Raw genomic sequence first — 26,785 nt, 5'->3', positions numbered from 1 at the left:
TGCCTACCCGCTCAACTCCAGACAAGTTCGTCCATGACTCACCACGTCACCCGCCTCAAGGTGCTAAGTGCCGGCATTTTCAGCTTGATCCTGGCGCTGGGCGTGGCCCGCTTTTCCTACACTCCGCTACTGCCACTGATGCAGCAACAAGCCGGCCTGGGAGTGGCCGCAGCCGGTTGGCTGGCAGCCGTTAACTACGCGGGGTATTTGACCGGTGCGTTGATTGCATCGCGCATCAGCAGCTTGGTTCTCAAAGATCGGCTTTACCGCATCGGCATGGTGCTGGCCATCGTCAGCACGCTGGTGATGGGCTTGAGCACCAATGTGGTGGTGTGGGCGCTGTCGCGATATGTGGCGGGACTGACCAGCGCGGCGGCCATTCTGCTGGGCACCGGGCTCATCATGAACTGGCTCATCCGCCACAACCACCGCAGCGAGATGGGCATCCACTTTGCCGGCATTGGGCTGGGCATTGCGGGTTGTGCGGGTGCAGTGATGTTGTTCACGCCCTGGCTCGACTGGCGCGAGCAATGGTTTGCGTTTGCTGCTTTGGGCTGCGTGCTGCTTGTGCCTGCGCTGCGCTGGTTGCCCCCACCAGACACCAGTGGCCTCACCAACAGCGGCCAGAAGCTGCAAGACAAGCCTCCGAGCCCCTTGTATTTGCGTGTGTTCATGGCGGCCTATTTTTGTGCCGGCTTTGGCTACGTGGTGAGCGTGACTTTTATCGTGGCCATCGTGAACCATTTGCCTGGCTTGGCGGGATGGGGCAATCTGGCGTTTCTGGCCATTGGCATCGGCGCGGCACCGGCCTGCATCAATTGGGATTTGATCGCGCGGCGCACCGGTGACTTGAACGCGCTCATTTTGGCCGCCGTGCTGCAGATTGTCGGTATTTTGTTGCCGGTGCTGGTGCCTGGCGTGTGGGCGGCCATGCTGGGTGCCTTGCTGTTTGGCGGCACCTTCATCGGCATGGTCAGCCTGGTGCTGAGCATGGCCGGGCGTTACTACCCCACCATGCCCGCCAAGATGATGGGCAAGATGACGCTGTCCTACGGTGTGGCACAAATCATGGGCCCGGCCATCACCGGCATGATTGGGGCGCAGTTTGGCAGTTACAACGCTGGCCTGTATGTGGCGGCCAGTGTCATGGTGCTGGGCGTCGGACTGCTGTTCGTGCTCAAGGTGGTGGAGCGGCGCGACGCGCAGGGTGAATCGGGCCAGTCTTGAAAGAAACGCTTCTTGCATCAGTATGGGGTTGGCTTGATGATGCGTCGACAGGTCGATGCCATCGTCGCGTTTGGGACGAGCAGTTTGGATAACTTGATGTCGCTTCCCAGTCTCTTGGAGTCGACGAGAAGTCGACTCTATCGCTCCATCGCTTCGTGTTTGATTCGTCAGTAGCGACTGCTTGAATTTATTAAATATGGCTCTAGCCCCCGTCGGATAAGCTTGAGTAGCTATATATTAAATAGCAAAATATTAAGGCTGCGCGCGGATTCACTTTTAATGCACGCACGATGATCACATGGCGGGCGAAGTCCACATCCTTCACCTTGCGTTGAGTGGCCAGGTATGACAAAAACGCTGCAATCTCGGGTTGCCCCCTGTGGCGCGGAGGCTTCAGGCCGTGAAACCGCATGTAGGTCTTGACCCAGTAGACCTAAGCCTCGTCGGTTCTGAGTCTATAGTGCAGGTAGCGAATCTGCTCACATAACTGATCCAGCCGCCGGGTTGACTTGAAAACCGGCATGCTGGTTTTTTCCGGGATTTTTATGAGTGTTCATTTATACAGAATACCGTCTGCAAGCCTTATTGCAAGCCTTGTTGCAAGCGGGTTTGCAAGGATATCGCTTGCCCGTGTCAGGGCGGCAATTGCGAAGGTAGGGAGACAAAGGCGTGTCTCCCTATATGGAATTCGGCTGCGCAGGACGTGCGAATGACTGAGTTACCACGATCATGAAAGTACAGATTTTCAAAACATGGAACTATGTTCGTTACAGTTTCTGGTTTCTCCCGGCAGTCATGATCGCCGGGGTGGTGGCGCTAGCCTTCACAACCGTCGCACTGGATCAGCGGGCAACGGACTGGTTGACGGCCAACTGGGGCTGGACGTTCACCGGTGGCGCGGAAGGAGCGAGTTCCTTGTTGGGGGTCATCGCCGGATCAATGATCACCATCGCCGGGGTGGTTTTTTCGATGACGCTGGTCGCGCTGTCGCTGGCCTCGTCACAGCTCGGACCCCGTCTGCTTCGCACTTTCATGCGCGACACAACAACCCAAGTGGTACTCGGCGTCTTCGTCGCCACCTTCCTGTACTGCTTGATCGTCCTGCGCACCATCCGCCGCGCTGATGAGGTTACCTTCGTCCCGCATCTCTCGGTCAGCCTCGGCGTGCTGCTCGCGGTCCTGAGTGTGGGGGTGTTGATCTACTTCATCCATCACGTGTCCATTTCCATCCAGGCCAACGAGATCGTGGCGCGGGTCGCAAAGGAGTTGATCGGGGAGATCAACCATCTTTTCCCGAAAGACCTTGGACAGGGAGAACGACGGGCTCCGATAGAGCCACCCGACGCCAGTTTTCTTGACGCGTTGGAGCGGGATGCCTGTCCTGTTGACGCGACCGGGGATGGCTACATCCAGTTCATCGATGGCGACGCCTTGATGGCGTTGGCAATGCAAGAGGATGTCATTATTCGGCTGACGGGAGGACCCGGACACTATGTTGTCGCCGGGAGCCCACTGGCGCTGGTCTGGCCAGCAACCCGGATGACCGACCCCATTGCGGAGCGGATCAATTCCGCGTTCGTCATGGGTAGCCAGCGAACGTCTGGTCAGGACATTGAGTTCGTGATCAACCAACTCGTCGAAATCGCGGTACGAGCCCTCTCCCCTGGGGTGAATGACCCCTTCACGGCGGTGACCTGTGTGGACCACCTGGGGTCTGCTCTGTGCCGTTTGGTTCAGCAAGACATGCCGTCGCCTTTTCGCTATGACACTCAGGAACAGCTTCGGGTCATTGCGCTCGTCGTCACTTTTCCAGATGCCATGGACGCAGCGTTCAACCAGATCCGGCAATATGGCCGTTCCAGCGCTGCGTTGACCATCCGTCAGCTGGAAACCATCGCCGTCGTAGCGCGATTTGCACATCGGCCAGAGGACCGCGACGCGCTCTTGCGTCACGCCAAAATGATCGCCCGGGGCGCTCGTGAGGGACTGCCTGAACGAGAGGACCGCAAAAGGGTGGAAGATCGCTACCAATCCGTAAGTCAGGCCTTGAGCGAGTCGGCGGATTCCGCCACCTGAAATGACCCTCCGCAGGCAGCACTCCGATGCTCAGGCCGCCGACCCATTGACTGGTGCGGGCGCAAGAATCCGCGCCGGACAGTTCAGGCGTTAAAAATCATGCCCAAGCGCTGCGCAACGACTGTTTAAATTTATGAGAAATAAGGCTCTAGCCCCCGTCGAATAAGACTGAGTAGCTAACTTTTAAATAGCAACAAACTCAGGCAACCCGCAGCTTCACCTTCGATGCCGCCAGCTTGGCATTGACGCGGGCTTGTTCGACAGTCGGCAATTGAATGGGGCAATTGGTGCTGTGCGTGTGATCAAAAAAAATCTCATTGGCAATAGGGATCACAGTTGGTGACGGGCGCAGCGAGGGAAATTCTTCAAAGGTTTTCGGCCAAAATGCGAGAGCAAATGCTTGAATCAGAAGGACGGCTTGGAGGGCGTTCTTTTCCCGCAATGCAGCGCCAACTCCTGTCGGTCACGAACGACCGCTGTCGGGAGATCAAATCTAACGCGCCAATTCATAGCAAGTTTTTCCGTCAGATATCGGTCGTGGCAACGGTGCGTGCAGACCGCACCCTACCTTGGCAAGAATTCTGGTGGCTGCCCAACACATCACTAATCAAGATTACGGTTTTGTAATTTTGGAGACATTCAAATGACATTCGTCAACCTGCACAATAAAACCTGTTTGACCCATATCAAAAGAAAGTTAAATAGTGACTGTCAAATTTAGACTACAACACGTGTGGCAGGTTATCGTTTTCGGCTTCCTGTCGATCCCATTGACATTGTCAGCACAGACCAGCTCATCTGGTGCGGCGCAAACCTGGCGAAATGCCAACGATGCAGTTGGCTCACTCAAACGCGGCCATGCGGACGTACTCAAATGGGAGCAAGCAAATGTGCCGCCCCCGGCGGTGCAAGACACGGTCGCAGAGGGGCTCAAACTGTTGACGATCGAGGATGTCACTCGTCAGGCTTGGCGTAATCATCGCGATTTGGCTGGTTCGTTGGCTCGCCTTGGCGCGGCCAATGTGGCACTTATCGCTGCGGGGCGCTGGACAGAAATTGATTCAGGCCTGCAGCGCCGGGTGGACGGCATGGACGAGGTGTTGAGCGTGGCCGTGCAAGCCAGAAAAGCGTGGTTACAGGCGCTTGCTGCACGCCAGGCTTTGGCGCAGTACCGGTCCATTCTGGACGCAGCCGAAGCCGCGAGCGAGCTGGGTCAGCGCATGGTGAATGTGGGCAACTGGAGCGCGCTGCAACAAGCCCGCGTGCAATTGGTGCAGTCATCGGCCCAAATGAACCTGACGCGAGCGCAGCATGCGGCAACTCAGGCCCAGGCCCGTCTGATCAAGACACTGGGGTTAACGGGCCAAGTCGCCAGCGTGACGCTGCCCGAGTCCTTGCCAGAGGTTCCCCCCCAAATTGTCCCGCTTGATGCATGGCAGAACAAAGCGCTGGCGCTCCAGGCGCAACTGCCTGGGGCTGAAGGCCTGCGCAACCAAGCCAACATAACTATGGCGCTGGCGGCTTATCAGGCCAGCCACGCGCTGGTCAAAGGCAGCCGCGATGCGCTGAAGACGCGCGCATTCATCAATGAGGAAACGGTATTGCACTACAACGGCATGTTGAGCAGTGTGTGGGATGTGCTGGATGCAGCGCGCAGTCAGTCACAGGCCTTGATTGATGCCATCGGTGCGCAGCGTGACTTCTGGATCGCCGAGGCCGACCTGCAGTGGGTGCTGCAAGGTGGCGAGCCCGACAGTCTTGTATCACTGGGAGGTGGTGGTGAGGCCGCTGCCTCTGCGGCGCACTGACTGGCATAAGGAATAAGAAAATGAATTTCAATTCACGTCGACAATTTTTTGCCGGTGCTGCCGTCTCGGTGGCTGGTTTGGCCGTCGCGCGGTCGGCACTGGCGGGCCTGCCGGAGCCGGTGATCCAGACCTCGGTGGCAACCGCGCCGCCGCTGGTCCCCACCACGGGTCGGCCTTACAACCCGGTAGTCACCCTCAACGGTTGGACCTTGCCCTGGCGCATGAACAACGGCGTCAAGGAATTCCACCTGGTGGCCGAACCGGTGGTGCGCGAGGTGTCCCCGGGATTCAAGGTCAATATGTGGGGCTACAACGGCCAAAGCCCGGGCCCGACCATCGAGGTGGTTGAAGGTGACCGCGTGCGCATTTTTGTCACCAACAAGTTGCCCGAGCACACCACCATCCACTGGCACGGCCAGCGCCTGCCCAACGGCATGGACGGTGTCGGCGGGCTTACGCAACCTGCCATTCCGGTGGGTAAGACCTTTGTCTACGAGTTCGAGGCGCGTCGCCCAGGCACTTTCATGTACCACCCCCACGCGGATGAGATGGTGCAAATGGCCATGGGCATGATGGGCATGTGGGTGACCCACCCCAAGGCCAAACACCCCCACATCAGCGACGTGGACCGGGATTTCTGCTTTTTACTCAACGCCTTTGACGTGGAGCCTGGCAGCAAAACGCCCAAGATCAACACCATGACGGACTTCAACATCTGGTGCTGGAACAGCCGTGTCTTTCCGGCAATCGACACCTTGAACGTCCGTCTGAATGACCGCGTTCGCATTCGGATTGGCAATCTCACCATGACCAACCATCCGATTCACCTGCATGGCCATGAATTTCTGGTCACCGGCACAGACGGTGGTCCGACACCGCCCAGCACACGCTGGTATGAGGTCACCACGGATGTGGCGGTGGGGCAGATGCGCCAAATCGAACTGATTGCTGATGAAGAAGGCGACTGGGCCATGCACTGCCACAAGAGCCACCACACCATGAACGCCATGGGGCACGCGGTACCCACGATGATCGGCGTGGATCACCGCGGACTGGTCAAAAAAATCCAGAAAGTTGTGCCCGACTACATGTTGATGGGCGAACGCGGCATGGCAGATATGGGTGACATGCAGATGCCCATCCCCGACAACACCGCCCCCATGATGACCGGCACAGGCCAGTTTGGCCCACTGGAAATGGGCGGCATGTTCACCGTGTTCAAGGTCCGCAAAGACCAGAAACCGGGGGACTACAGCGACCCCGGACCCTACAAGTTTCCAGCCGGTACCGTGGCCTACGAGTGGCATGGGTCCACACCCCAGACCACGCGCCCAACTGGCGGCACCGAGACTGCGCCTGCTGCAGCAAGCGCCATCAAACCCAGTGGCAAAGGCATGTCGCACTGACTGTCAAACACCGCGGCAGCCGTCTTCAACCCAATCCCGTTCGCGTTATCAACCTTCCATCAAAAAGCAAACATGAAATTCCAAAAATCTCTCGTCTCGAAGTCATCGACACTAGTTTCTATCGCATTGCTTGCGGTATCTTCTGCCGCATCGGCCGCAGGCGCTCACGATGGCGGGCATGGTGACTCGCCCATTGGCAAGCCCGGCGTCGCGTCCAAGGTCAGTCGCACGATCCATGTGGAAATGGCGAACGGCATGCGCTTCAAACCCTCTGAAATTCAGGTCAGAAAGGGCGAAACGATCCGCTTTGTCTTAAAAAACACCGATCGCGTCAAACATGAATTCAGCCTGGGGACAGAAAAGGAATTGCTGGAACACTACGAAGTGATGAAGAAGTTTCCCGACATGGAACATGACGAGCCGAACAAGATCAGTCTGGCGCCAGGTAAGCGGGGAGAAATCATCTGGCAATTCACCAAAGCGAACGAGGTCAACTTTGCGTGTCTGCACCCAGGTCACTTCGACGCCGGCATGAAGGGCCAAGTCATCGTAGCCGCCAAGTAGGCGCAAGCCGCCATTAGTCCCTAACTGTTACTTTTCTCAGGAAAAAATTTATGAAACAAACCAATCCCATGCTGGTGGCAACAGCCATCGCCTTGTCGTCCCTGTTTTCAGGGGCAGTTTTTGCGCAAGCGTCCTCTGACCAAAAAACGATGGAGATGTCTTCCAAGCCTGGCTTGACCGACGGGGAGGTACGAAAAATAGACAAAGAAGCGGGCAAACTCACCATCAGGCATGGCGAGATCAAACACCTGGAGATGCCGCCCATGACCATGGTCTTTGTGGCCAAGGACAAGTCCATGCTCGACAAAATCAAGGCTGGCGACAAGGTGCGCTTCATGGTCATTCACGAAAATGGGCAGATGATCGTCACAGACCTACAGCCCAGCAAGTAATTGCTTGCCGGTATGAACACAACGTGGTAGCTGCAATCCGATTTCGTGTGGTTTAGGCCTCCTGGCTTGTCCATCTGGCTTCTCCTTTCGTTTGCTTGGCGGCACACGATTGAGAGTTTCCATGAGAGGCCCCCCTACCTCGAATAAGTAAAACGTCTACGGTCTCAACGGCAAAGCCGGGTGATTACCTGTTTAAATTTATAAGAAATCAGGCTCTAACCCACGTCAAATAAGCGCGACTAGCTACTGATAAAGAAGCATAAAACTCACGCTGCGCGCGGTTTCACCATTGACGCCGACAGCTTCGCGTTGACCCGGGCCTGCTGCACGTCCGCATGCGCGGCCAGCGCCACGCCCATGCGGCGCTTGACGTAGCTCTCGGGCTTGCCGAACAGGCGCAGGTCGGTACCGGGCACGCGCAGGGCGTCGGCGACGCCGTCGAACACGATGCCCTTGGCATCAACACCGCCGTAGATCACGGCGCTGGCACCGGGGTTGCGCAGCGCGGTGTTCACCGGCAAGCCCAGAATGGCGCGGGCGTGCAGCTCAAATTCGCTTTGCCACTGGGTGGTGAGCGTCACCAGGCCGGTGTCGTGCGGGCGCGGTGACACCTCGCTGAACCACACCTGATCGCCCTTGACGAACAGTTCCACGCCAAAAATCCCCAGGCCCGAGGGCTGGCCGTCCACACCCAGCCCCAGGTCATCGGTGACGGTCTTGGCAATCTGGCGGGCCTTTTCCAGGGCCGCCGGGTGCATCGGGTGCGGCTGCCAGCTTTCGACATAGTCGCCGTTGACCTGCAAGTGGCCCACGGGCTCGCAAAAATGGGTTTCGATCTGGCCCTCAAGACCCTTGGCGCGCACCGTGAGCAGGGTGATCTCGTAGTCAAAGTCAATGAAGCCTTCGACGATGACGCGGCCGTGGCTGACGCGGCCACCGGCCATGGCGTCATCCCAGGCTTTCAGTACATCGGCGGCGCCACTGATCTTGCTTTGGCCCTTGCCCGACGAACTCATCACCGGCTTGACGATGCAGGGGTAGCCCACGCCGGTTTGTCCGTTCTCGCCGTCAATGGCGGCTTGCAACTCGGCCAGCGAGTCGCAGAACCGGTACGGGCTGGTCGGCAAGCCCAGCGTCTCGGCGGCCAGGCGGCGAATGCCTTCGCGGTCCATCGTCAGGCGGGCGGCGCGCGCGGTTGGTATCACGCGCACGACGCCGGTGGCTTCCAGTACTTCGAGCATCGGGGTGGCAATGGCCTCAATCTCGGGCACCACGAGGTCGGGCTTTTCGTGTTCGATGAGCTCTCTGAGCAGCGCCGGGTCGCTCATGACGATGGTGCGCGCGTGGTGCGCCACCTGCTGGCCGGGCGCGTGGTTGTAGCGGTCCACGGCCATGGTCTCCACGCCCAGGCGCTGCAGCGCAATGATGACTTCTTTGCCGAGCTCCCCACTGCCCAGCAGCATGACTTTGGTGGCGTGGTGGGACAGGGGGGTGCCGATGGTGGTCATGGGGTTTGCGCGTGGGGGCGTCCGTTTTGGGAATCAATGAGGGCTGACGCTCAAATTCTATCGAGGCAGCGGCCCGGCCGAGCACGGCTTTTATCAAGGCCTGTCATCATCAATGAACCGGGTGCTTCTATGCGTAGCCAAGGCTCTGGCCTTGTGGCCATGGCCGCCGTGGATTTGCCGCAGGCGTCCGCCGCCCGCGACAGCTGGGCGACAATGCCGCCCATGAGTGAATCCATCCTGTCTGCACAACACCTGGTCAAACGCTACGGTGATGCCACGGTAGTGAGCGACATGTCCTTTGACATCGCACCGGGCGAGTGCCTGGGCGTGATCGGCCCCAACGGTGCGGGCAAAACCACCACCATCCGCATGTGCCTGGGGCTAACGGTGCCCGACGCGGGGCTGGTCACGGCGTTTGGCCTGCACATGCCGCGTGACGCGCTGGCCATCAAGGCGCAGCTGGGCGTGGTGAGCCAGATGGACACGCTCGACCCCGACTTTTCGTGTGCTGAAAACCTGCTGGTCTACGGCCGTTATTTCGGCATGAGAGACGCGCAGATCAAGGAGCGCATCCCGGCTCTGCTGCAATTTGCGTCGCTGACCCACAAGGCCAATGCCAAACCAGGGGAGCTCTCGGGCGGCATGAAACGGCGCTTGAGCCTGGCGCGCGCGCTGGTCAACAACCCGCGCCTGTTGCTGCTGGACGAGCCCACCACGGGGCTGGACCCGCAGGCGCGCCACCTGATGTGGGAGCGCCTGCAGATGTTGCTGAGTGAGGGCAAATCCATCTTGTTGACCACGCACTTCATGGACGAGGCCGAGCGCCTGTGCCACCGGCTGCTGGTGGTCGACCATGGCAAGAAGATTGCCGAAGGATCGCCGCGTGATTTGATCGCCCAGCATCTGGAGCCCGATGTCGTCGAGGTCTTCGGCACGGGCGCTCTGGGGCTGGTGGAGTCGCCCCTGAAAGCCCTGGCGGCGCGGGTTGAAGTCAGTGGCGAGACGGTGTTTTTCTACACGCTAGATGCCAAGCCGCTGATGCAAGCCCTGGTGGCTTATCCGCAGCTGCGCACGCTGCACCGCCCAGCCAATCTGGAAGACCTGTTCCTCAAACTGACAGGCCGCCAGATCAGGGAGGACGCATGAGTGCCTTCATAAATCCATTTTTCGGGCGAATTGCCGCGTTGCGCGGTGCTCGCCATCCTCACGTACCGAAGTACGCTGCGGTGGCTGCGCTCCGGGCGCCTTGCACTTCATCCCGAAAATCTGAATTTCTGAAAGCACTCAGATGAGCACTCAAATTCAAATGGAAATAGTCAAATCCCGCAGCGTCTGGCGTGCGCCCGAGCTCTCCATGCGCTGGTGGCCGGTCTTTCTGCGCAACCTGCTGGTCTGGCGCAAGCTGGCCATTCCCAGTCTGGTGGGCAATATTGCCGAACCTCTGATGTGGCTGGTGGCGTTTGGCTACGGCATGGGCGCGCTGGTGGGGAGAATCAGCGTCGACGGCACGCCGGTGCCCTACATCCTGTTCCTGGCCAGTGGCTCGATCTGCATGAGCGCCATGCAGGCGGCCAGTTTTGAAGCGCTGTACTCGGCCTTTTCGCGCATGCATGTGCAAAAAACCTGGGACGGCATCATGAACGCGCCGGTCAACCTGGACGACATCGTGCTGGCCGAGATGCTGTGGGCGGCGTTCAAGGCGCTGTTCACCGTCACGGCCATTCTGGGCGTGATGCTGGCCCTGGGCATCAGCTACAGCCCGAAGCTGCTGGTGGCCTGGCCGGTGCTGCTGGGCGTGGGCATCACCTTCAGTTGCCTGGCGCTGATCTTCAATGCGCTGGCCAAGGGCTACGACTTTTTCACCTACTACTTCACATTGTTTCTGACACCGATGATGTTCTTGAGCGGCATCTTCTTTCCGCTGGAGCAGTTGCCCGCCGTGGTTCGAACGATCTCGCAGTGGCTGCCGCTGACCAACGCGGTGGAACTGGTACGCCCGCTGTTTATGGATCAGTGGCCGACGCATTGGCTGCGTCATACGCTGGTGCTGGTGGCGTATACGGTGGCTGGTTTCTGGATCGCGCTGGCGCTCACGCGCAAGCGCTTTCGCGGCTGAAGGCGCTCAAATCAGACGCAGGAAAATATTGTCGAGGCGCAAAGGGCGGTGAAATAAATCCGTTATGCTTCGAATCCCAAGCAATGCCCGCGGTGATCCTGCAAGCATTGCAGCATTGTTGGCTCAATGCTGCGGCCACCCGCCAGGCTTTGAGCTGACCCCTAGAGAATCTAATGCCGGACACAATCTTGCAAGGAGACAAACCAATGCCCAAGCGCGAAACCCTTCATCTGCATGTGCCAGAGCCCACCGGGCGACCTGGCCATGACACCGACTTTTCTTACCTTCCCCTGTCAGCCGCCGGCGCCAAGCGCCGCCCCCCCGTGGATGTGGCGGCGGCGCAAACCAGTGATCTGGCGTTTGCGCTGATCCGCGTGCTCGATGATGCGGGGCAGGCGGTGGGGCCGTGGGCGCCGCCAGTCGATGTGGCGCTGTGGCGCCGGGGCCTGCGCGCCATGATGCTTACGCGCGCATTCGATGCCCGCATGCTGATCGCGCAGCGGCAGAAAAAAATGTCGTTCTACATGCAGTGTCTGGGTGAAGAAGCCATTGCCACCGCCCAAGCCATGGCGTTGGGCGAGGGCGACATGTGCTTTCCGACCTACCGCCAGCAAGGCCTGCTACTGGCGCGCGAGGACAACAACATGGTGGACATGATCTGCCAACTCTATTCCAATGAACGTGACCCGATGAAGGGGCGCCAGCTGCCGGTGATGTATTCCAGCAAGAAGCAGGGCTTTTTCTCAATTTCCGGCAACCTGGCGACGCAGGTGATTCAGGCCGTAGGCTGGGCCATGGCCTCGGCCATCAAGGGCGATGACAAGGTGGCTTCCGCCTGGATTGGCGACGGCGCTACCGCCGAGGCTGACTTTCACACCGGACTGACCTTCGCCCATGTGTACCGCGCGCCGGTGATCTTCAATGTCGTCAACAACCAGTGGGCGATTTCCACCTTTCAGGCCATCGCCGGGGGCGAGGGGACGACCTTCGCTGCGCGTGGCGTTGGCAATGGCATCGCCTCGCTGCGCGTGGACGGCAATGATTTTCTGGCCGCCTATGCGGCCTCCCAATGGGCGCTGGAGCGCGCCCGCAGCAACTTCGGCCCGACGCTGATTGAGTGGGTCACCTACCGCGCTGGCCCGCATTCAACCTCGGACGACCCCAGCAAGTACCGCCCGGCCAATGACGCGGCGCGCTTTCCGTTGGGCGACCCGATTGCGCGCCTGAAACAGCATTTGATCAAACTGGGTGCCTGGTCGGAGGCCGAACACGACACGGCAAAAATTGAGCTGGAAGCGCAGGTGGCGGCGGCGCAAAAGGAGGCCGAGCGCTACGGCACCCTGGCCGACGGCCGCCCGCAACGCCTGGAGGCGATGTTTGAAGATGTTTACAAAGAGATGCCCGCGCACCTGCGCGCGCAGCGCCAGGAATTGGGAGCCTGATCATGACCGACAACACCACTCCCAACAAAACCCCCATGACCATGATCCAGGCGCTGCGCTCCGCCATGGATGTGATGCTCGCGCGTGACCCCAATGTGGTCGTGTACGGCCAGGACGTGGGCTATTTCGGCGGCGTGTTTCGCTGCACCGAAGGTCTACAGCAGAAGTATGGCAACCAGCGCGTGTTCGATGCCCCCATTTCTGAGGGCGGCATCGTCGGCACCGCCGTCGGCATGGCCGCCTACGGGCTGCGCCCGGTGGTCGAGATCCAGTTTGCCGACTACGTTTACCCCGCCACCGACCAGATTGTGTCTGAGGCGGCGCGCCTGCGTTACCGCTCGGCCGGCGACTTTACCTGCCCGATGACGATTCGCATGCCGTGTGGCGGCGGTATCTACGGCGGGCAAACCCACAGCCAGAGCCCGGAGGCCATGTTCACGCAGGTCTGCGGTCTGCGCACTGTGATGCCGTCCAACCCCTATGACGCCAAAGGGTTGCTGATCGCCTCGATCGAGAACGACGACCCGGTCATCTTTCTGGAACCTAAGCGGCTCTACAACGGGCCCTTTGATGGCCACCACGAGAAGCCGGTGGTGCCCTGGTCCAAGCATCCGCTGGGCCTGGTGCCCGAGGGCTACTACACCGTGCCGCTGGACTCGGCGGCGGTGTTTCGGCCGGGGTCGGCCGTGACGGTCATCGCCTACGGCACCATGGTTTATGTGGCCGAGGCGGCGGCGAATGAGAGCGGGGTGGACGCCGAAATCATCGACCTGCGCAGCCTGTGGCCGCTCGACCTCGACACGCTCGTGGCGTCGGTGAAAAAGACCGGCCGCTGCGTGATCGTGCATGAGGCCACCCGCACCAACGGCCTGGGCGCTGAACTCTCGGCGCTGATTCAGGAGCATTGCTTCTACCACCTGCAAGCGCCGATCGAGCGCGTGGCGGGCTGGGACACGCCGTACCCGCACGCGCAGGAGTGGGCGTATTTTCCCGGGCCAGCGCGGGTTGCAGCGGCGTTCAAACGTGTGATGGAGGCCTGAGATGAGCATTCAAACAATCAAGATGCCCGATATTGGTGAAGGTATTGCCGAGGTCGAACTGGTGGCCTGGCATGTGAAGGTGGGGGACGTGGTCGCTGAAGACCAGATTCTGGCCGACGTGATGACCGACAAAGCCACGGTCGAGATCCCGTCCTCGGTGGCGGGCACCGTGGTATCGCTCAACGTCACCGCCGGGCAAGTGGTGGCGGTAGGCACGGAGATCATTCACATTGAGGTGCAGGGATCGGCTCAGCCCGCCGCCGGCGCGGCAGTCGTGCCAGCGCCTGCAGCTGCTGCAGTTTCTGCAGTTTCTGCAGCTCCTGCGGTGGCTGCCCCCGTGGCCGCAGCAGCCCCTGCGGCCAAGGCCACCACGGCGCCAGCGCCAGCGGCGGCTGCAACCGCAGCAGGGCCCAAGTCTGCGCTGACAGCGCCAGCGCAGGCCAGCCGACCACGTGGCGCGTTGTCCATCGCTTCCCCCGCGGTACGGCGACAGGCCTGGGAACTGGGCATTGACCTGGGCACCGTCACGGGCACCGGCCCGGCCGGCCGCATCACGCAAGACGATCTGGACGCCCACGCCAAGCGTGGGGGCCACGCGCCTGCCAGCGCGGGCTCTGACCAGCGCTACGCGCAACGCGACGCCGAAGAAGTCATCCCGGTGATTGGTCTGCGCCGCAAGATCGCGCAAAAAATGCAGGATGCGAAACGTCGCATCCCGCACTTCACCTATGTTGAAGAAATCGACGTCACCGAACTCGAAGACCTGCGCGCGCGGCTGAACACCCAGTACGGCGCGACGCGCGGTCGCCTGACGCTGTTGCCGTTTTTGATCCGCGCCATGGTGCTGGCGGTGCGCGAGCACCCCGAGGTGAATGCCCGCTATGACGACGATGCCGGTGTGGTCACCCGCTACGGCGCCGTGCATCTGGGCATGGCGACCCAAACCAGCGGCGGTCTGATGGTGCCGGTGATCCGCCACGCCGAGACGCTAGACCTGTGGGCCACCGCCAGCGCCGTGCTGCGCGCCAGCGAAGCCGCCCGCAGCGGCAAGGCTGCGCGCGAGGATTTGAGCGGCTCCACCATCACCCTGACCAGCCTGGGCGCCCTGGGTGGCATTGTCAGCACCCCGGTGATCAATCACCCCGAAGTGGGCATTGTGGGAACCAACCGCATCGTGGAGCGGCCCATGATCAGAGGCGGGTTGGTCGTGGCGCGCAAGATGATGAACCTGTCGTCATCGTTCGACCACCGGGTGGTCGATGGCATGTACGCGGCTGAATTTATCCAGAAGATGCGCGGCTACCTGGAATGCCCGGGCACGCTGTTGGTGGCGTAGCCGAGCGCACGCCAAACAAGCCGGCGCCAATGCCGCGTCAGGCTACTTGCCGCTGATGGCCAGCAACTCGACTTCAAACAGCAGCGTGGCGTTCGGCGGGATCACACCCCCGGCACCACGCTCACCATAGGCGATGGCTGCCGGGCAGGTCAGCTTGGCTTTGCCACCGACCTTCATGCGCTGCACGCCTTCGGTCCAGCACTTGATGACGTTGCCCAGGGGGAATTCAATCGCCTGGTTGCGCTTGTAAGAACTGTCAAATTCCTTGCCATCGGGAAAGGTACCCCGGTAATTGACTTTGACGGTGTCGCTGGCCTTGGGGCTGGCGCCGGCGCCGTCTTGGAGCGAGCGGTACACCAGCCCGCTGGAGGTCACCACGGCGCCCGCTTCCTTGGCTGCGGCCTCCAGGGTGGCATCGGCAGCGTGAGCGGCGCTGAAGAAAGACAGGGCGGTGGCCAGAACGGCAAGGGGGAGCATGGTTTTCATAGATTTGAGCTGGGTTGAAGTGAGTCACACGGCAGCAGATTCTCGCTGAGACGCAAGCGCCCATGAAAAAGCCCCGTCAGTCGCTTTGCCTGCGGGGCATTTTGCGCTTGAGGCGCTACTATTTAAGTAGTATATAACGCAGTGATGACGGGGGCTAGAGCCTGATTTGTCATATAAAAATCACACCAGCAAGGCGTTCACCCGTTTGACATAAGCCGCCGGGTCAGCCGGCATACCGCCTTCGGCCAGCAGGGCCTGATCAAACAGGATGTGCGCCAGATCGTTGAAGTGCACCGAGCCGTCGAGCTTTTTCACCAGCGGGTGCTCGGCATTCACTTCCAGCACCGGCTTGACATCCGGTGCGGCCTGACCCGCTTGCTTGAGCATGCGCGCCAGTTGCGTGCTCATGCCGTGGTCTTGCACCACCAGGCAGGCGGGCGAGTCGACCAGCCGGGTCGTCACGCGCACGTCTTCGGCTTTGTCTTTGAGCGCTTCTTTCAGCTTGGCCAGCAAGGGCTTGAAGGTTTCAGCCGCTTCTTCGGCCGCTTTTTTCTCGGCCTCGTCTTGCAGCTTGCCCAGGTCAACCGCGCCTTTGGCCACGGATTGCAGCGGCGTGCCGTCAAAGTCCTGCAGGTAGTTCAGCGCCCATTCGTCCACGCGATCGGTCATCAAGAGCACTTCAATGCCCTTTTTCTTGAACACTTCCAGTTGTGGGCTGTTCTTGGCCGCCGCCGGGGTATCGGCGGTGATGTAGTAGATGGCCTCCTGGCCTTCTTTCATGCGCGCCTTGTAGTCGGCGAAGCTCACGCTCACCGTGTCGGTGGTGCTGGAGGCAAAACGCAAGAGCTTGGCCAGACGGTCTTTGTTGGCATAGTCTTCGCCCAGGCCTTCTTTCAGCACGGCGCCAAATTCGGCGTAGAACTTGCTGTACTTGCCCTCGTTGGCCTTGTCTTCTTCACTCAATACATCGGAAACCCCTGCGGTGGTGTCCGTCCCGCCGTCAGCAGAAGGTGCCGGCAGCTTGTCATGTTTGGCCAGATCTTCCAGCATGCCCAGCACGCGTTTGGTGCAGCCTTCACGGATGGCCTTGACGTCGCGGCTTTCCTGCAGCAACTCCCGGCTGACGTTCAGCGGCAGGTCGGCCGAGTCGACCACGCCCTTGACAAAGCGCAGGTAGGTGGGCAGCAGCGCCTCGGCGTCGTCCATGATGAAAACGCGCTTGACATAGAGTTTGACGCCCGCAGACTTCTCGCGGTTGAACAAGTCCATCGGCGCTTTGCTGGGCAGGTAGAGCAGTTGCGTGTACTCGGTGCTGCCTTCGACCCGGTTGTGGGTGTAGGCCAGCGGCGCCTCGAAATCATGGCTGATCTGTTTGTAGAACTCGGTGTACTGCTCGGGCGTGATGTCTTTCTTGGCGCGCGCCCAGATGGCGTTGCCCTTGTTGACGGTTTCCCACTCGCCGGTCTTGAGCATGCCACCGGGCTGGCGGCCGCCCTTTTCGTCACTCGGGTTGATCAGCTCGCCGTCTTTCCACTCTTCTTTTTCCATCAGAATCGGCAGGCTGATGTGGTCTGAATACTTGTTGATGATGCTTTTGAGCTTCCAGGCGCTGGCGTAGTCCATGGCGTCGTCGCGCAGGTGCAGGATGACGCTGGTGCCGCGTGCCGGGCGCTCGATGGTTTCAACTTCAAAGTCACCGGCGCCGCCGCTGATCCAGCGCACACCCTCGGAGGCTTTCATGCCGGCGCGGCGCGACTCGACCGTGATCTTGTCGGCCACGATGAAGCCGGAGTAGAAACCCACGCCGAACTGGCCGATGAGCTGCGAGTCGGCCTTCTGGTCGCCGCTGAGCTTGCTCACAAAGTCTTTGGTGCCGCTCTTGGCAATCGTGCCCAGGTGGTCAATGGCTTCCTGTGCGCTCATGCCGATGCCGTTGTCGGAGATCGTGAGCGTTTTGGCCGCCGGGTCGAACGACACGCGCACCTCAAGGTTGGGCGCGTCTTCATACAGGCCGCTGTCGTTGATGGCCTCATAGCGCAGCTTGTCGCAGGCGTCCGACGCGTTGGAGATCAACTCGCGCAGAAAGATCTCTTTGTTCGAGTACAGCGAGTGGGTGACCAGGTGCAGCAACTGGGCCACTTCGGCCTGGAAGGAAAGGGTTTGTTTGGTCATGGGATTAGATTTGTCTGAAAAAATGAAATTGCGCGCCTGATGAGACGAGTCGCAATGCTTGAAGGCTTCAATTATGGGCGATGGTGCGGAGTTTCAAGGGGCTGAGCCGCAAATGCCGCGGTTGCTCGGTCCGCTGCCCGATGGCGGTAAAGGCGAAAGCCAGTGCCGCTGGCAAAGCGTGTATGCTGCACCGGTTATGCGCAGCCGCTTTGGCGCTCTTTCGGAGACTGCATATGGATTCGCCGCAGGGCCCCAAACAAAATTTTCTACTGGCTGCTCTGCCCGCGGCTGAGTTCGAGCGCCTCTCGCCCCAATTGGAGTTGGTTCCCATGCTGCTGGGTGACGTACTTTATGAGTCCGGCGGCCAGCTGCCGCATGTCTATTTTCCAACCACGGCCATCGTCTCGCTTCAATATATGACAGAGGATGGCGCTTCGGCCGAAATTGCGGGTGTCGGCAATGAGGGCATGCTCGGCGTTTCGCTGTTCTTGGGCGGTAACAGCACGCCCAGCGCGGCCACGGTGCAGACGGGCGGCAGCGGCTACCGGCTCAAAGCCCATCTGCTGATGGACGAATTCAATCGCGCCGGGCCGACGATGCGTCTGCTGCTGCGTTACACCCAGGCCTTGATGACCCAGATGTCCCAAACCGCCGTCTGCAATCGGCACCATTCGGTGGAGCAGCAGCTGTGCCGCTGGCTGTTGGCAACGTTGGACCGTTTGCCGTCGACAGAACTGACCATGACGCAGGAACTGATCGCCAGCATGATTGGCGTGCGTCGTGAAGGCATTACCGCGGCCGCCGGGCACTTGCAGCAAGCGCAGTGCATCCGCTACCGCCGGGGCCACATCACCGTGCTGGATCGCCACGGGCTGGAATCGCGCGTGTGTGAATGCTACGGTGTGGTTAAAAATGAACATGACCGTTTGCTGGGCGCTGGTCGTCAGCGCTAGGAAGTCCCCATTGCCCCCGTTTCATGAAGAAAGTCGATCTATGTGCGTTAACGCACGGATCAGCGCGAGCTGGGTCGATATCCTCGTTCCCGTTGTAATAAAACCCCACCATGTTGAAAATTGACCCCGCCTCCGTCTCTCCCACGCCTGTTGCAGGCACGCCGGAAGGCCTCACCGAGTTCAGGCGACAGGAGGCCTTGCTCAAAACCGGGGCCTTGCAGAACGCCATTCTCAACAGCGCCAATTTCTCCAGCATTGCCACCGATGCGAACGGCGTCATTCAGATTTTCAACGTTGGCGCCGAGCGCATGCTGGGCTACGCGGCGGTTGACGTCCTGAACAAGATCACGCCGGCCAACATTTCCGATCCAGACGAAGTGGTCGCCCGCGCCAAGGCTTTGAGCCAGGAGCTCGGCACCCAGATCAACCCGGGTTTCGAGGCGCTGGTGTTCAAGGCCTCGCGCGGCATCGAAGACATCTACGAGCTGACCTACATCCGCAAGGACGGCAGCCGCTTTGCCGCCATCGTGTCGGTGACGGCGTTGCGCGATGCGCAGGACGCCATCATTGGCTACCTGTTGATCGGCACCGACAACACCGCGCGCAAGCAGGTGGAGGCCGAACGGCAGCACTTGATCGAGATTCAGGCCCGAACCAATCAACAATTGCATCAGGCCAACTTGACCTTGCGCGAAAGCGAAGAAAAATTTGCCGTCACCCTGCATTCCATCGGCGACGCCGTCATCGCCACCGATGCGGCAGCGCGCGTGACGATCTTGAATCCGCTTGCGGAACGCCTCACCGGCTGGACGCAGCAGGATGCCGTTGGTCGTCCGGTGGACGAGATTTTTACGATCATCAACAAGGAAACTCGGCAAAGCGCCACCATTCCCGTGGCAGAAACCTTGATGCACGGCACGGTTCAGGGACTGGCCAACCACACGGTGGTGATTGCGCGTGATGGCAGCGAATGCGATATTGCCGACAGTTGCGCGCCGATCCGTGACCGCGATGGCGACGTGATCGGTGCCGTGCTGGTGTTTCGTGATGTCACCGAAGAATATGCGGCGCAGCAAGCCCTGCGTGACAGCAACGCCCTGATCCAGACGGTGCTCAATACCGTGGAGGACGGCATCATCACTATTTACGCCCGCGGCGGTATGGTCAAGACCGTGAACCCGGCGGCCGAGCGCATGTTTGGCTACAGCGCGGCCGAGCTGGTCGGGCAAAACTTCAGCCTGCTCATTCCTGAGCTGGATCAAGACCAGCGTAATGGCTCTCTGGAGTACTACAGTGCCAGCGACGAAGCGCGTGCCGTCGGATTGGGGCGCGAGGTGCTGGGCCTGCGCCAGGATGGCAGTGTCTTTCCGATGGAAATGGCGGTCAGCGAGATGTGGCTGGGCGGCGAGCGCTATTTCACCGGCATCTTGCGCGATATCACCACGCGCAAACAAGTTGAAGAAGAGCTGCTCAAGGCCGGGGCCTTGCAGAGCGCGATTTTCAACAGCGCCAATTTTTCCAGCATCGCCACCGACGCCAAGGGTGTGATTCAGATTTTCAACGTGGGCGCAGAGCGCATGCTGGGTTACACCGCGCTGGAGGTCATGAACCAGGTGACGCCGGCCGACATTTCCGATCCGCAGGAAGTGATTGCCCGCGCCAAGGCGCTGAGTCTTGAACTCGGCACCCAGATCGAACCGGGCTTTGAAGCCCTGGTGTTCAAGGCCTCGCGTGGCATTGAAGACATTTATGAGCTGACCTACATCCGCAAAGACGGCAGCCGTTTTCCGGCGGTGGTGTCAGTCACGGCGCTACGCGACGCGCAAGAAGCCATCATTGGTTACCTGTTGATCGGTACCGACAACACAGCACGCAAACAGGCTGAAGAGGCACTGCTCCAGGCCGGTGCCCTGCAAAACGCGATTTTCAACAGCGCTGTCTTCGCCAGCGTCGCCACGGACGCCCAAGGCGTGATTCAGATTTTCAACGTGGGTGCCGAGCGCATGCTGGGCTACACCGCGGACGAGGTCGTGAACAAAATTACGCCAGCCATTATTTCTGATCCGCAGGAAGTGATTGCACGTGCCAAGGCGTTGAGCGAGGAGCTCGACACGCCGATTGCGCCGGGATTTGAGGCCTTGGTTTTCAAGGCCGCGCGCGGCATCGAAGACATCTACGAGTTGACCTACATCCGCAAAGACGGCAGCCGTTTCCCGGCGGTGGTGTCGGTCACGGCGCTGCGCGATGATCAAAACACCATCATTGGTTATCTGCTGATCGGCACCGATAACACGGCGCGCAAACAGGCCGAAGAAGCCTTGCTCCAGGCAGGAGCTTTGCAGAGCGCGATTTTCAACAGCGCCAATTTTTCCAGCATCGCCACCGACGCCAAGGGTGTGATTCAGATTTTCAACGTCGGCGCCGAACGCATGCTGGGCTACACCGCTTCGGAAGTGATGAACCAGGTGACCCCGGCCGACATTTCTGATCCGCTGGAAGTAGTTGCGCGTGCTAAAGCGCTCAGTCTTGAACTCGGCACCCAGATTGAGCCGGGCTTTGAAGCCCTGGTGTTCAAGGCTTCGCGTGGCATTGAAGATATTTATGAGCTGAGCTACATCCGCAAAGACGGCAGCCGTTTCCCGGCGGTGGTGTCGGTCACGGCCTTGCGCGACGCCCAAGGCGCCATCATCGGCTACCTGTTGATTGGCACCGATAACACCGCGCGCCAGCGCGTCGAGGCCGAGCGCGCCGTGCTCGATCAGGCGCTGCGCGACAAGAACGTCGAGCTGGAGATCGCCCGGCAAGCGGCCGACAAAGCCAACCTGGCCAAATCGGATTTCTTGTCCAGCATGAGCCATGAACTGCGCTCGCCGCTCAACGCCATCCTGGGCTTTGCGCAACTGATGGAATCTGGCACACCGCCGCCCACGGCCACGCAGCGGGCCAGCATCGACCAGATTCTGCATGGCGGCTGGTACCTGCTGGAGCTGATTAACGAGATCCTCGATCTGGCCTTGATCGAGTCCGGCAAGCTGTCGCTGTCAATGGAGCCGATCGCGCTGCCAGACGTGTTGCTGGACTGTCAAGCCATGATCGACCCGCAGGCCCAAAAGAGTGCCATCAACATCAGCTTTCCAAAGTTCAGTGGCCCGTGCTTTGTCAATGCCGATCGCACGCGTGTCAAGCAGGTGATCGTGAATCTGATGTCCAACGCCATCAAGTACAACCGCGTAGGCGGAACGGTTGCTGTGACGTGCAAGGTGGTTTCGCCGCAACGTCTGCGCATCAGCGTGCGCGACACCGGCGAGGGACTGTCCGCAGAAAAAGTGGCGCAACTGTTCCAACCCTTCAATCGGCTGGGGCAAGAGGTTGGCGCCGAAGAGGGCACGGGCATTGGCTTGGTGGTGAGCAAGCGGCTGGTCGAGTTGATGGGGGGTGCAATCGGTGCGCAAAGTATCGTCGGGACCGGTAGCGTGTTCTGGTTTGAGTTGAATCTGGTGGCGGCACCGCAATTTGCCGTCGATTCTGATGCGCCGCTGGTGTTGCTGCAGGCACAGGTTGTGCCTGGCGCGGCGCTGAGCACATTGCTTTATGTCGAAGACAACCGGGCCAACATGGAGTTGGTTCGGCAACTCATCGCGCGGCGTCCGGATATGCGTTTGTTGAGTGCCACGGATGGCATGCAAGGTATTACGCTGGCGCGCATTCATCTGCCCAAAGTCATTTTGATGGACATCAATTTGCCTGGAATCAGCGGGCTTCAGGCCCTGCAAATTCTGCGTGAAGACCCTGCGACCCGGCACATTCCGGTGCTGGCCATCAGTGCCAACGCCATGCCCCGCGATATTGAAAGAGGTCTGGAGGCCGGATTTTTCTCGTATCTCACCAAGCCGATTAAAGTCAATGAATTCATGGCGGCGCTGGATACGGCGCTGGAATTCGCGCAGACCGGATTGGACAACTTGGCGGTGGAAGGCGCCAAGTGATGGTCGACGCCGCCGATATTCTTGGTGCCAGCATTCTGATCGTGGACGATCAGGAGGTGAATGTGCGGTTGCTGGAGCAAATACTGCGTGAAGCCGGCTATCGGTGCCTGACGTCGACCATGGATCCGTATGCCGTGTGCAATCTGCATCGCGCCAACCATTACGACCTGATACTGCTCGATCTGCAGATGCCCGGCATGGATGGCTTTGAGGTGATGGAAGCGCTGAAGGAAGACGAAACCGATGCCGATGCCGATGGCTACTTTCCGATACTTGTGATCACGGCCCAGCCGGACCATAAGCTGCGGGCATTGGCCTCCGGCGCGAAAGACTTCATCAGCAAGCCATTTGACCTGATGGAAGTCAGGACGCGCATTCACAATATGCTGGAAGTGCGCTTGTTGTACAAACAACTCGAACAGCAGAACCGTGCGCTGGAATCCCTGGCGCTGCATGACCCGTTGACCGGGCTGCCCAATAGACGACTCTTAATGGACAGACTGTCGTCTGGCATTGCCCATGCGCGCAGGAACAAGGGCAACATGGCGGTCGTGTATCTGGATCTCGACGGGTTCAAAGAGATCAACGACAACCTGGGCCACGATGGGGGCGACACCCTGCTAAAAATGGTGGCCACCCGTCTGGTGGGTGCCGTGCGTCAAGAGGACACGGTGGCGCGGGTGGGGGGCGATGAATTTGTGATCGCGTTGGCGGAAGTGAGTCACGGTGACGATGTGGCCGAGCTGGTGTCCAAAGTGCTACAAGCCGTGTCACAGCCCTACAGCCTTCAAGGCTGCAGCGTGACCGTGACGGCCAGCGTCGGTGTCAGTGTTTACCCAGTGCATGGTGACAGCGTGGAGACGCTGATGAAGAGCGCGGATATGGCCTTGTATGAGGCCAAAAACGCAGGAAAGAACGACTATCGCATCTCAGGGCTCGCCGACCTGTGACGGTGACCCAGAGTTGACGTAACCTGTCGTGATAGGACCTTAGTCTCAGTGCAAATTGACAAGAAAGCGAATTTTTATGGTTAGTACTGCCGATATTCTCAATGCCCGTATCCTGATCGTGGACGATCAGGAGGCCAACGTGCAGTTGCTGGAGCAAATGCTGCGGGGTGCCGGTTACCAGCGCCTGACCTCGACGATGGATCCGTTTGCCGTGTGCGAGTTGCATCGCACTAACCACTACGACCTGATTTTGCTCGATCTGCAGATGCCGGGCATGGACGGTTTCCAGGTGATGGACGGGCTCAAGGAGATTGATCCAGAAGGCTATGTACCAATCCTGGTGATCACGGCGCAGCCAGGCCACAAGTTGCGGGCGCTGGCCTCGGGGGCCAAGGATTTTGTCGCCAAGCCGTTTGATCTGGTCGAAGTCAAGACGCGGATTCACAACATGCTGGAAGTGCGCCTGTTGTACAAGAAACTGCAAAATTACAACCGGATGCTGGAACAGACCGTGCTGGAGCGGACCGCCGAATTGAGCGACAGTGAGGCGCGCTTTCGCCGCTTGACGGAACTGGCGTCCGACTGGTACTGGGAGCAGGACGCGCAAGGGCACTTCACCAAGGTGTACGGCCCGGTGCTGGACATGCTGGGCATTTCGATGGAGAGCTTGCTGGGGGAAATCAAACAAGAGCAGGCCCTGCGCTGGAACGAGGCCGAGCGCGCGGTCCTCAAAGCGAATGTGGCGGCACGGCGGCCGTTTCTGGATTTTGTCTTCAGTCGGATTGATGATGCGGGCGAGCGCCAGTATTTTCAGGTCAGCGGGGAGCCGATGTTTGACGTGTCGGGCCGCTTTACCGGCTACCGGGGTGTGGGCCGGGACGTCAGTTCGATCATGCACGACGTTGCCCAGCATCGGGCGGCGTAGCTCGGCGCGCTGGCAGCCCCAGGCCTCAGGCGGAAGTCGCCGATGGCGCTGGCGTCAACCATTGCACTATTTTTTCGGTCACCTCGGGACTGCTGAGCAGGGCCATGTGGCTGGTCCGGTAGACAATCCACTGCGACGTCTTGGCAAACGACAAGGTTCTTTTGGGGTCATCATGCTGCCCCAGCGCGCTGTGCAGAGGCACCAGGCCGTCGCCAATCAGGCGGTCTGCCAGGGCGCTGCGCTTGGCGGCCGCAGTGGCGGCAACAAAGTAGCAGGCCACGCCATCCGGCAAGGGTAGCGGCTGGCGGTCATCGGGTTTGCGCTGAAAGCGGTCGTGGCCCTGCCAGTCAACGTCGAGCACATTGCCCCAACGCAGATCGGTGATGCCGGCGCTGCGCAGATGGCCCAGTTTGGCAAGCGGCGCGCTGTAGGGCGTACTGGCCAGGATGGAGTCCACCCAGTTGCCGGCGCGCTCCAGCGGTGCCCCATGGTGCGGCGTCCCCAGGAACACGATGTTTTTCAGGCGACCTGGCCAATGCAGACCCGCCTGTTGCGCGTAATGGAACGCGCTGCGGATCAGCAAGCCGCCCATGCTGTGGGCGAGTACCGTGATTTCTTTAATCGGGGTGGGCCAATGTGCGAGCAGTTGTTCCAGCAGGGCAGCGAGCGCGTGCCCGTTTTGCGAGGTATGCAGACCGGTGTTGTAGCGCAGGTGAACCGGCGTGTAGCCCAGTTTGGTTGCCAGCGTCGCGCCATGATCGACCACCTGGCCGCCCTGTTGCGTGTGCCACTGCAGGTCGTTCATGCACAGGCCGTGAATCAGCAGCAAGACCTTGCCGGTCGCGTTCGGCATGGGTGGCAGAGCCTGCCAGTTCAGCGCCTCGCCTTGATAGCGCAGGGTCATGGGGAGCGCAAACGGGCTATGGGTCTCCAGCAGGTGATCGCCCATCACGCCATTCAACGCTGCCAGCACCGCTGCGCGTTGGGGGCTGCCAGCCGGGGCGTCTGTTGCCGAGTCCAGCGCGGGCTGCAACCGGGCCAACAGGGTGTCCACGCCTTTGCCCACCAACCGGGTCACGCCATGCACACTCTTGTAGACCAGTCCCGTGACGCCGCGGGTTTTTCCAGGCGTCTTGCCGCCGGGCACGCCGAGGCTGCTCCATACCGACTGGTGCACGCCTTCAGCAATGCGGGCCACGCCCAGGGTGGCCTGGGTGGCCAGTTGGGCTACACCGCGAAGGTCCGAGGCGTGGAGGTGTTTAGGAGGGTTTTTGGACGGCGGCTTGGTCATGACGGAACTCCCTGCATCCGACGATCACTTGAGGACAGAGCACGCTCACTGCGTGTAGCGTTGGTCTGTCCCACAATATTTAGAACTTCTCATGCGGCGCCAGGTAGCGCCACTGGCCCAGCGGCAGATTGCCCAGCATCACGTTGCCAATGCGCACGCGCTTGAGGCCGACCACCTTCAGGCCGACCAGCTCGCACATGCGGCGAATCTGGCGTTTCTTGCCCTCGGTCAGGACAAAACGCAGTTGCTCGGGGTTTTGCCAGTCCACCTTGGCGGCTTGCAGCGCTTGTCCGTCCAGACTCAGGCCGTGGCGTAAGAGCGCGAGCTTTTCGCGCGGGAACACCGACTGCACATCGGTGCTGACGGGGTCGTCCTCGTCAATGCGGCTGAGCTGGCCGGTGCTCCCCGGGGTGCCTTGATCCCCTTGGTAAATCACGCGCACCAGGTATTCCTTTTCCATCACGGCGTCTTCGCCAATCAATTGGCGCGCCACGCGGCCGTCTTGCGTCAGCACCAGCAGCCCGGTCGAGTCAATGTCAAGGCGCCCGGCGGGCACCAGGCTTTTGAGCTGGCTCGGGTGGAAGAAAAAACGGGCGTTGTCTTCGCGCCAGCGGTTTTGTGGCTGCACCAGGGTGATCGCGGGCACGTGGCCGTCTTCGGCCTGACCGCTGACCAGGCCAATCGGCTTGTGCACCAGGATCGTCACTTGCTTGGCTTGCTGGCCCTGGGCTTGCTTGTCGATCTCGATGCGCACATCGGGCTTCACCTGCATGCCCATCTCTGCAACGACGCCGTTGACCCTGACCCAGCCTTTGCCAATCCATTCGTCCGCCTCGCGGCGTGACGCCAGGCCAAGCTCGGCCATGCGCTTGTTCAGGCGCAAGGTCCCGTTGGCGCCAATGGCAGCGGTATTGCTCTGGCCGGCGGGAAGTGGCGCCCGGGGCGCGGGCGCCGCTGCGCGGCGAAAAAGGGGAGGGGCTTTTGAGTCTGTCATGATGCTATATATATAGTAGCTGTAAGCGCTTATTCTACGTGGGCTAGAGGCTGATTTGTTATAAAAATATCTGGGAGCGCAGTGCCGCCAGACTGAGCACGCGCAGGCCGCCG

General features: G+C 60.3%; 21 protein-coding genes and 1 pseudogene. 15 read left to right on the top strand and 7 right to left on the bottom strand.

Annotated features, from left to right (window positions below):
• Window positions 1-33: 33 nt before the first annotated feature.
• Window positions 34-1,227, top strand: coding sequence for a YbfB/YjiJ family MFS transporter (locus GZ093_RS07870; protein WP_296484471.1), 1,194 nt, complete (start codon window positions 34-36; stop codon window positions 1,225-1,227).
• A gap of 202 nt (window positions 1,228-1,429) precedes the next feature.
• Here the strand turns inward: GZ093_RS07870 and GZ093_RS20825 are convergent.
• A pseudogene (locus GZ093_RS20825) lies at window positions 1,430-1,648 on the bottom strand (hypothetical protein); the annotation flags it as partial.
• Window positions 1,649-1,956: 308 nt separating this feature from the next.
• Here GZ093_RS20825 and GZ093_RS07865 point away from each other — a divergent pair.
• The gene (locus GZ093_RS07865) at window positions 1,957-3,303 is read left to right on the top strand and encodes a DUF2254 domain-containing protein (protein ID WP_296484467.1); all 1,347 of its coding nucleotides are present in this window, start codon (window positions 1,957-1,959) and stop codon (window positions 3,301-3,303) included.
• A 199-nt stretch (window positions 3,304-3,502) separates the two neighbouring features.
• On the opposite strand, the gene GZ093_RS07860 is transcribed toward GZ093_RS07865, so the two are convergent.
• Window positions 3,503-3,745, bottom strand: coding sequence for a hypothetical protein (locus GZ093_RS07860; protein WP_296484464.1), 243 nt, complete (start codon window positions 3,743-3,745; stop codon window positions 3,503-3,505).
• A gap of 289 nt (window positions 3,746-4,034) precedes the next feature.
• On the opposite strand from GZ093_RS07860, the gene GZ093_RS07855 reads away from it, so the two are divergent.
• From GZ093_RS07855 to GZ093_RS07840, 4 genes are all read left to right on the top strand, one after another.
• Window positions 4,035-5,111 carry a TolC family protein gene (locus GZ093_RS07855; RefSeq protein ID WP_296484461.1) on the top strand — a complete coding sequence of 359 codons (1,077 nt, stop codon included), beginning with the start codon at window positions 4,035-4,037 and terminating at the stop codon, window positions 5,109-5,111.
• Window positions 5,112-5,131: 20 nt separating this feature from the next.
• Window positions 5,132-6,517 carry a copper oxidase gene (locus GZ093_RS07850; RefSeq protein WP_296484458.1) on the top strand — a complete coding sequence of 462 codons (1,386 nt, stop codon included), beginning with the start codon at window positions 5,132-5,134 and terminating at the stop codon, window positions 6,515-6,517.
• Window positions 6,518-6,589: 72 nt separating this feature from the next.
• Window positions 6,590-7,081: a cupredoxin family protein gene (locus GZ093_RS07845; RefSeq protein WP_296484456.1), complete on the top strand. Its 492-nt coding sequence runs from the start codon at window positions 6,590-6,592 to the stop codon at window positions 7,079-7,081.
• Window positions 7,082-7,131: 50 nt separating this feature from the next.
• A complete protein-coding gene (locus GZ093_RS07840; RefSeq protein ID WP_296484453.1) occupies window positions 7,132-7,473 on the top strand; it encodes a copper-binding protein in 342 nt (113 codons plus the stop codon).
• A 266-nt stretch (window positions 7,474-7,739) separates the two neighbouring features.
• Here the strand turns inward: GZ093_RS07840 and purT are convergent, their stop codons facing one another.
• Complete coding sequence (gene purT, locus GZ093_RS07835; protein WP_296484451.1) at window positions 7,740-8,981, bottom strand: formate-dependent phosphoribosylglycinamide formyltransferase; 1,242 nt, start codon at window positions 8,979-8,981, stop codon at window positions 7,740-7,742.
• Between the two features lie 222 nt (window positions 8,982-9,203).
• Here purT and GZ093_RS07830 point away from each other — a divergent pair, with 222 nt between their 5' ends.
• The 5 genes from GZ093_RS07830 to GZ093_RS07810 all read left to right on the top strand — a co-directional run bounded on the left by GZ093_RS07830 (window position 9,204) and on the right by GZ093_RS07810 (window position 14,915).
• Window positions 9,204-10,127, top strand: coding sequence for an ATP-binding cassette domain-containing protein (locus GZ093_RS07830; RefSeq protein ID WP_296484448.1), 924 nt, complete (start codon window positions 9,204-9,206; stop codon window positions 10,125-10,127).
• 142 nt (window positions 10,128-10,269) lie between these two features.
• Window positions 10,270-11,097 (top strand): ABC transporter permease, encoded by an 828-nt coding sequence (locus tag GZ093_RS07825; protein ID WP_296484443.1) that lies wholly within the window; start codon window positions 10,270-10,272, stop codon window positions 11,095-11,097.
• A 206-nt stretch (window positions 11,098-11,303) separates the two neighbouring features.
• The gene (locus tag GZ093_RS07820) at window positions 11,304-12,539 is read left to right on the top strand and encodes a 3-methyl-2-oxobutanoate dehydrogenase (2-methylpropanoyl-transferring) subunit alpha (RefSeq protein ID WP_296484440.1); all 1,236 of its coding nucleotides are present in this window, start codon (window positions 11,304-11,306) and stop codon (window positions 12,537-12,539) included.
• 2 nt (window positions 12,540-12,541) lie between these two features.
• Window positions 12,542-13,579 (top strand): alpha-ketoacid dehydrogenase subunit beta, encoded by a 1,038-nt coding sequence (locus GZ093_RS07815; protein WP_296484437.1) that lies wholly within the window; start codon window positions 12,542-12,544, stop codon window positions 13,577-13,579.
• Between the two features lies 1 nt (window position 13,580).
• On the top strand, window positions 13,581-14,915 hold the full coding sequence (locus tag GZ093_RS07810; protein WP_296484434.1) for a dihydrolipoamide acetyltransferase family protein: 1,335 nt from the start codon (window positions 13,581-13,583) through the stop codon (window positions 14,913-14,915).
• 42 nt (window positions 14,916-14,957) lie between these two features.
• Here GZ093_RS07810 and GZ093_RS07805 read toward each other — a convergent pair whose 3' ends face one another.
• Window positions 14,958-15,401 (bottom strand): FKBP-type peptidyl-prolyl cis-trans isomerase, encoded by a 444-nt coding sequence (locus GZ093_RS07805; RefSeq protein ID WP_296484433.1) that lies wholly within the window; start codon window positions 15,399-15,401, stop codon window positions 14,958-14,960.
• A gap of 180 nt (window positions 15,402-15,581) precedes the next feature.
• A complete protein-coding gene (gene htpG / locus GZ093_RS07800; protein ID WP_296484431.1) occupies window positions 15,582-17,573 on the bottom strand; it encodes a molecular chaperone HtpG in 1,992 nt (663 codons plus the stop codon).
• Window positions 17,574-17,806: 233 nt separating this feature from the next.
• On the opposite strand from htpG, the gene GZ093_RS07795 reads away from it, so the two are divergent.
• From GZ093_RS07795 to GZ093_RS07780, 4 genes are all read left to right on the top strand, one after another.
• Entirely contained in the window at window positions 17,807-18,526 is a 720-nt protein-coding gene (locus GZ093_RS07795) for a Crp/Fnr family transcriptional regulator (RefSeq protein ID WP_296484429.1), read from the top strand.
• Between the two features lie 110 nt (window positions 18,527-18,636).
• The gene (locus GZ093_RS07790; RefSeq protein WP_296484427.1) at window positions 18,637-22,512 is read left to right on the top strand and encodes a PAS domain S-box protein; all 3,876 of its coding nucleotides are present in this window, start codon (window positions 18,637-18,639) and stop codon (window positions 22,510-22,512) included.
• The gene (locus tag GZ093_RS07785; protein WP_296484505.1) at window positions 22,512-23,462 is read left to right on the top strand and encodes a diguanylate cyclase; all 951 of its coding nucleotides are present in this window, start codon (window positions 22,512-22,514) and stop codon (window positions 23,460-23,462) included. Before GZ093_RS07790 ends, GZ093_RS07785 begins: the two co-directional genes overlap by 1 nt.
• A gap of 76 nt (window positions 23,463-23,538) precedes the next feature.
• The gene (locus GZ093_RS07780) at window positions 23,539-24,387 is read left to right on the top strand and encodes a response regulator (RefSeq protein WP_296484425.1); all 849 of its coding nucleotides are present in this window, start codon (window positions 23,539-23,541) and stop codon (window positions 24,385-24,387) included.
• Between the two features lie 25 nt (window positions 24,388-24,412).
• On the opposite strand, the gene GZ093_RS07775 is transcribed toward GZ093_RS07780, so the two are convergent.
• Both GZ093_RS07775 and GZ093_RS07770 read right to left on the bottom strand, forming a co-directional pair.
• Window positions 24,413-25,678, bottom strand: coding sequence for an alpha/beta hydrolase (locus tag GZ093_RS07775; protein ID WP_296484423.1), 1,266 nt, complete (start codon window positions 25,676-25,678; stop codon window positions 24,413-24,415).
• Window positions 25,679-25,757: 79 nt separating this feature from the next.
• Window positions 25,758-26,672, bottom strand: a complete 915-nt coding sequence (locus GZ093_RS07770) for a pseudouridine synthase (RefSeq protein ID WP_296484420.1) — start codon at window positions 26,670-26,672, stop codon at window positions 25,758-25,760.
• Window positions 26,673-26,785: the final 113 nt, after the last annotated feature.

It is taken from the genome of Rhodoferax sp. (assembly GCF_010365055.1).
Taxonomy (GTDB): Bacteria; Pseudomonadota; Gammaproteobacteria; order Burkholderiales; family Burkholderiaceae_C; genus Rhodoferax.
This window is presented reverse-complemented; position numbering and strand designations above follow the sequence as displayed.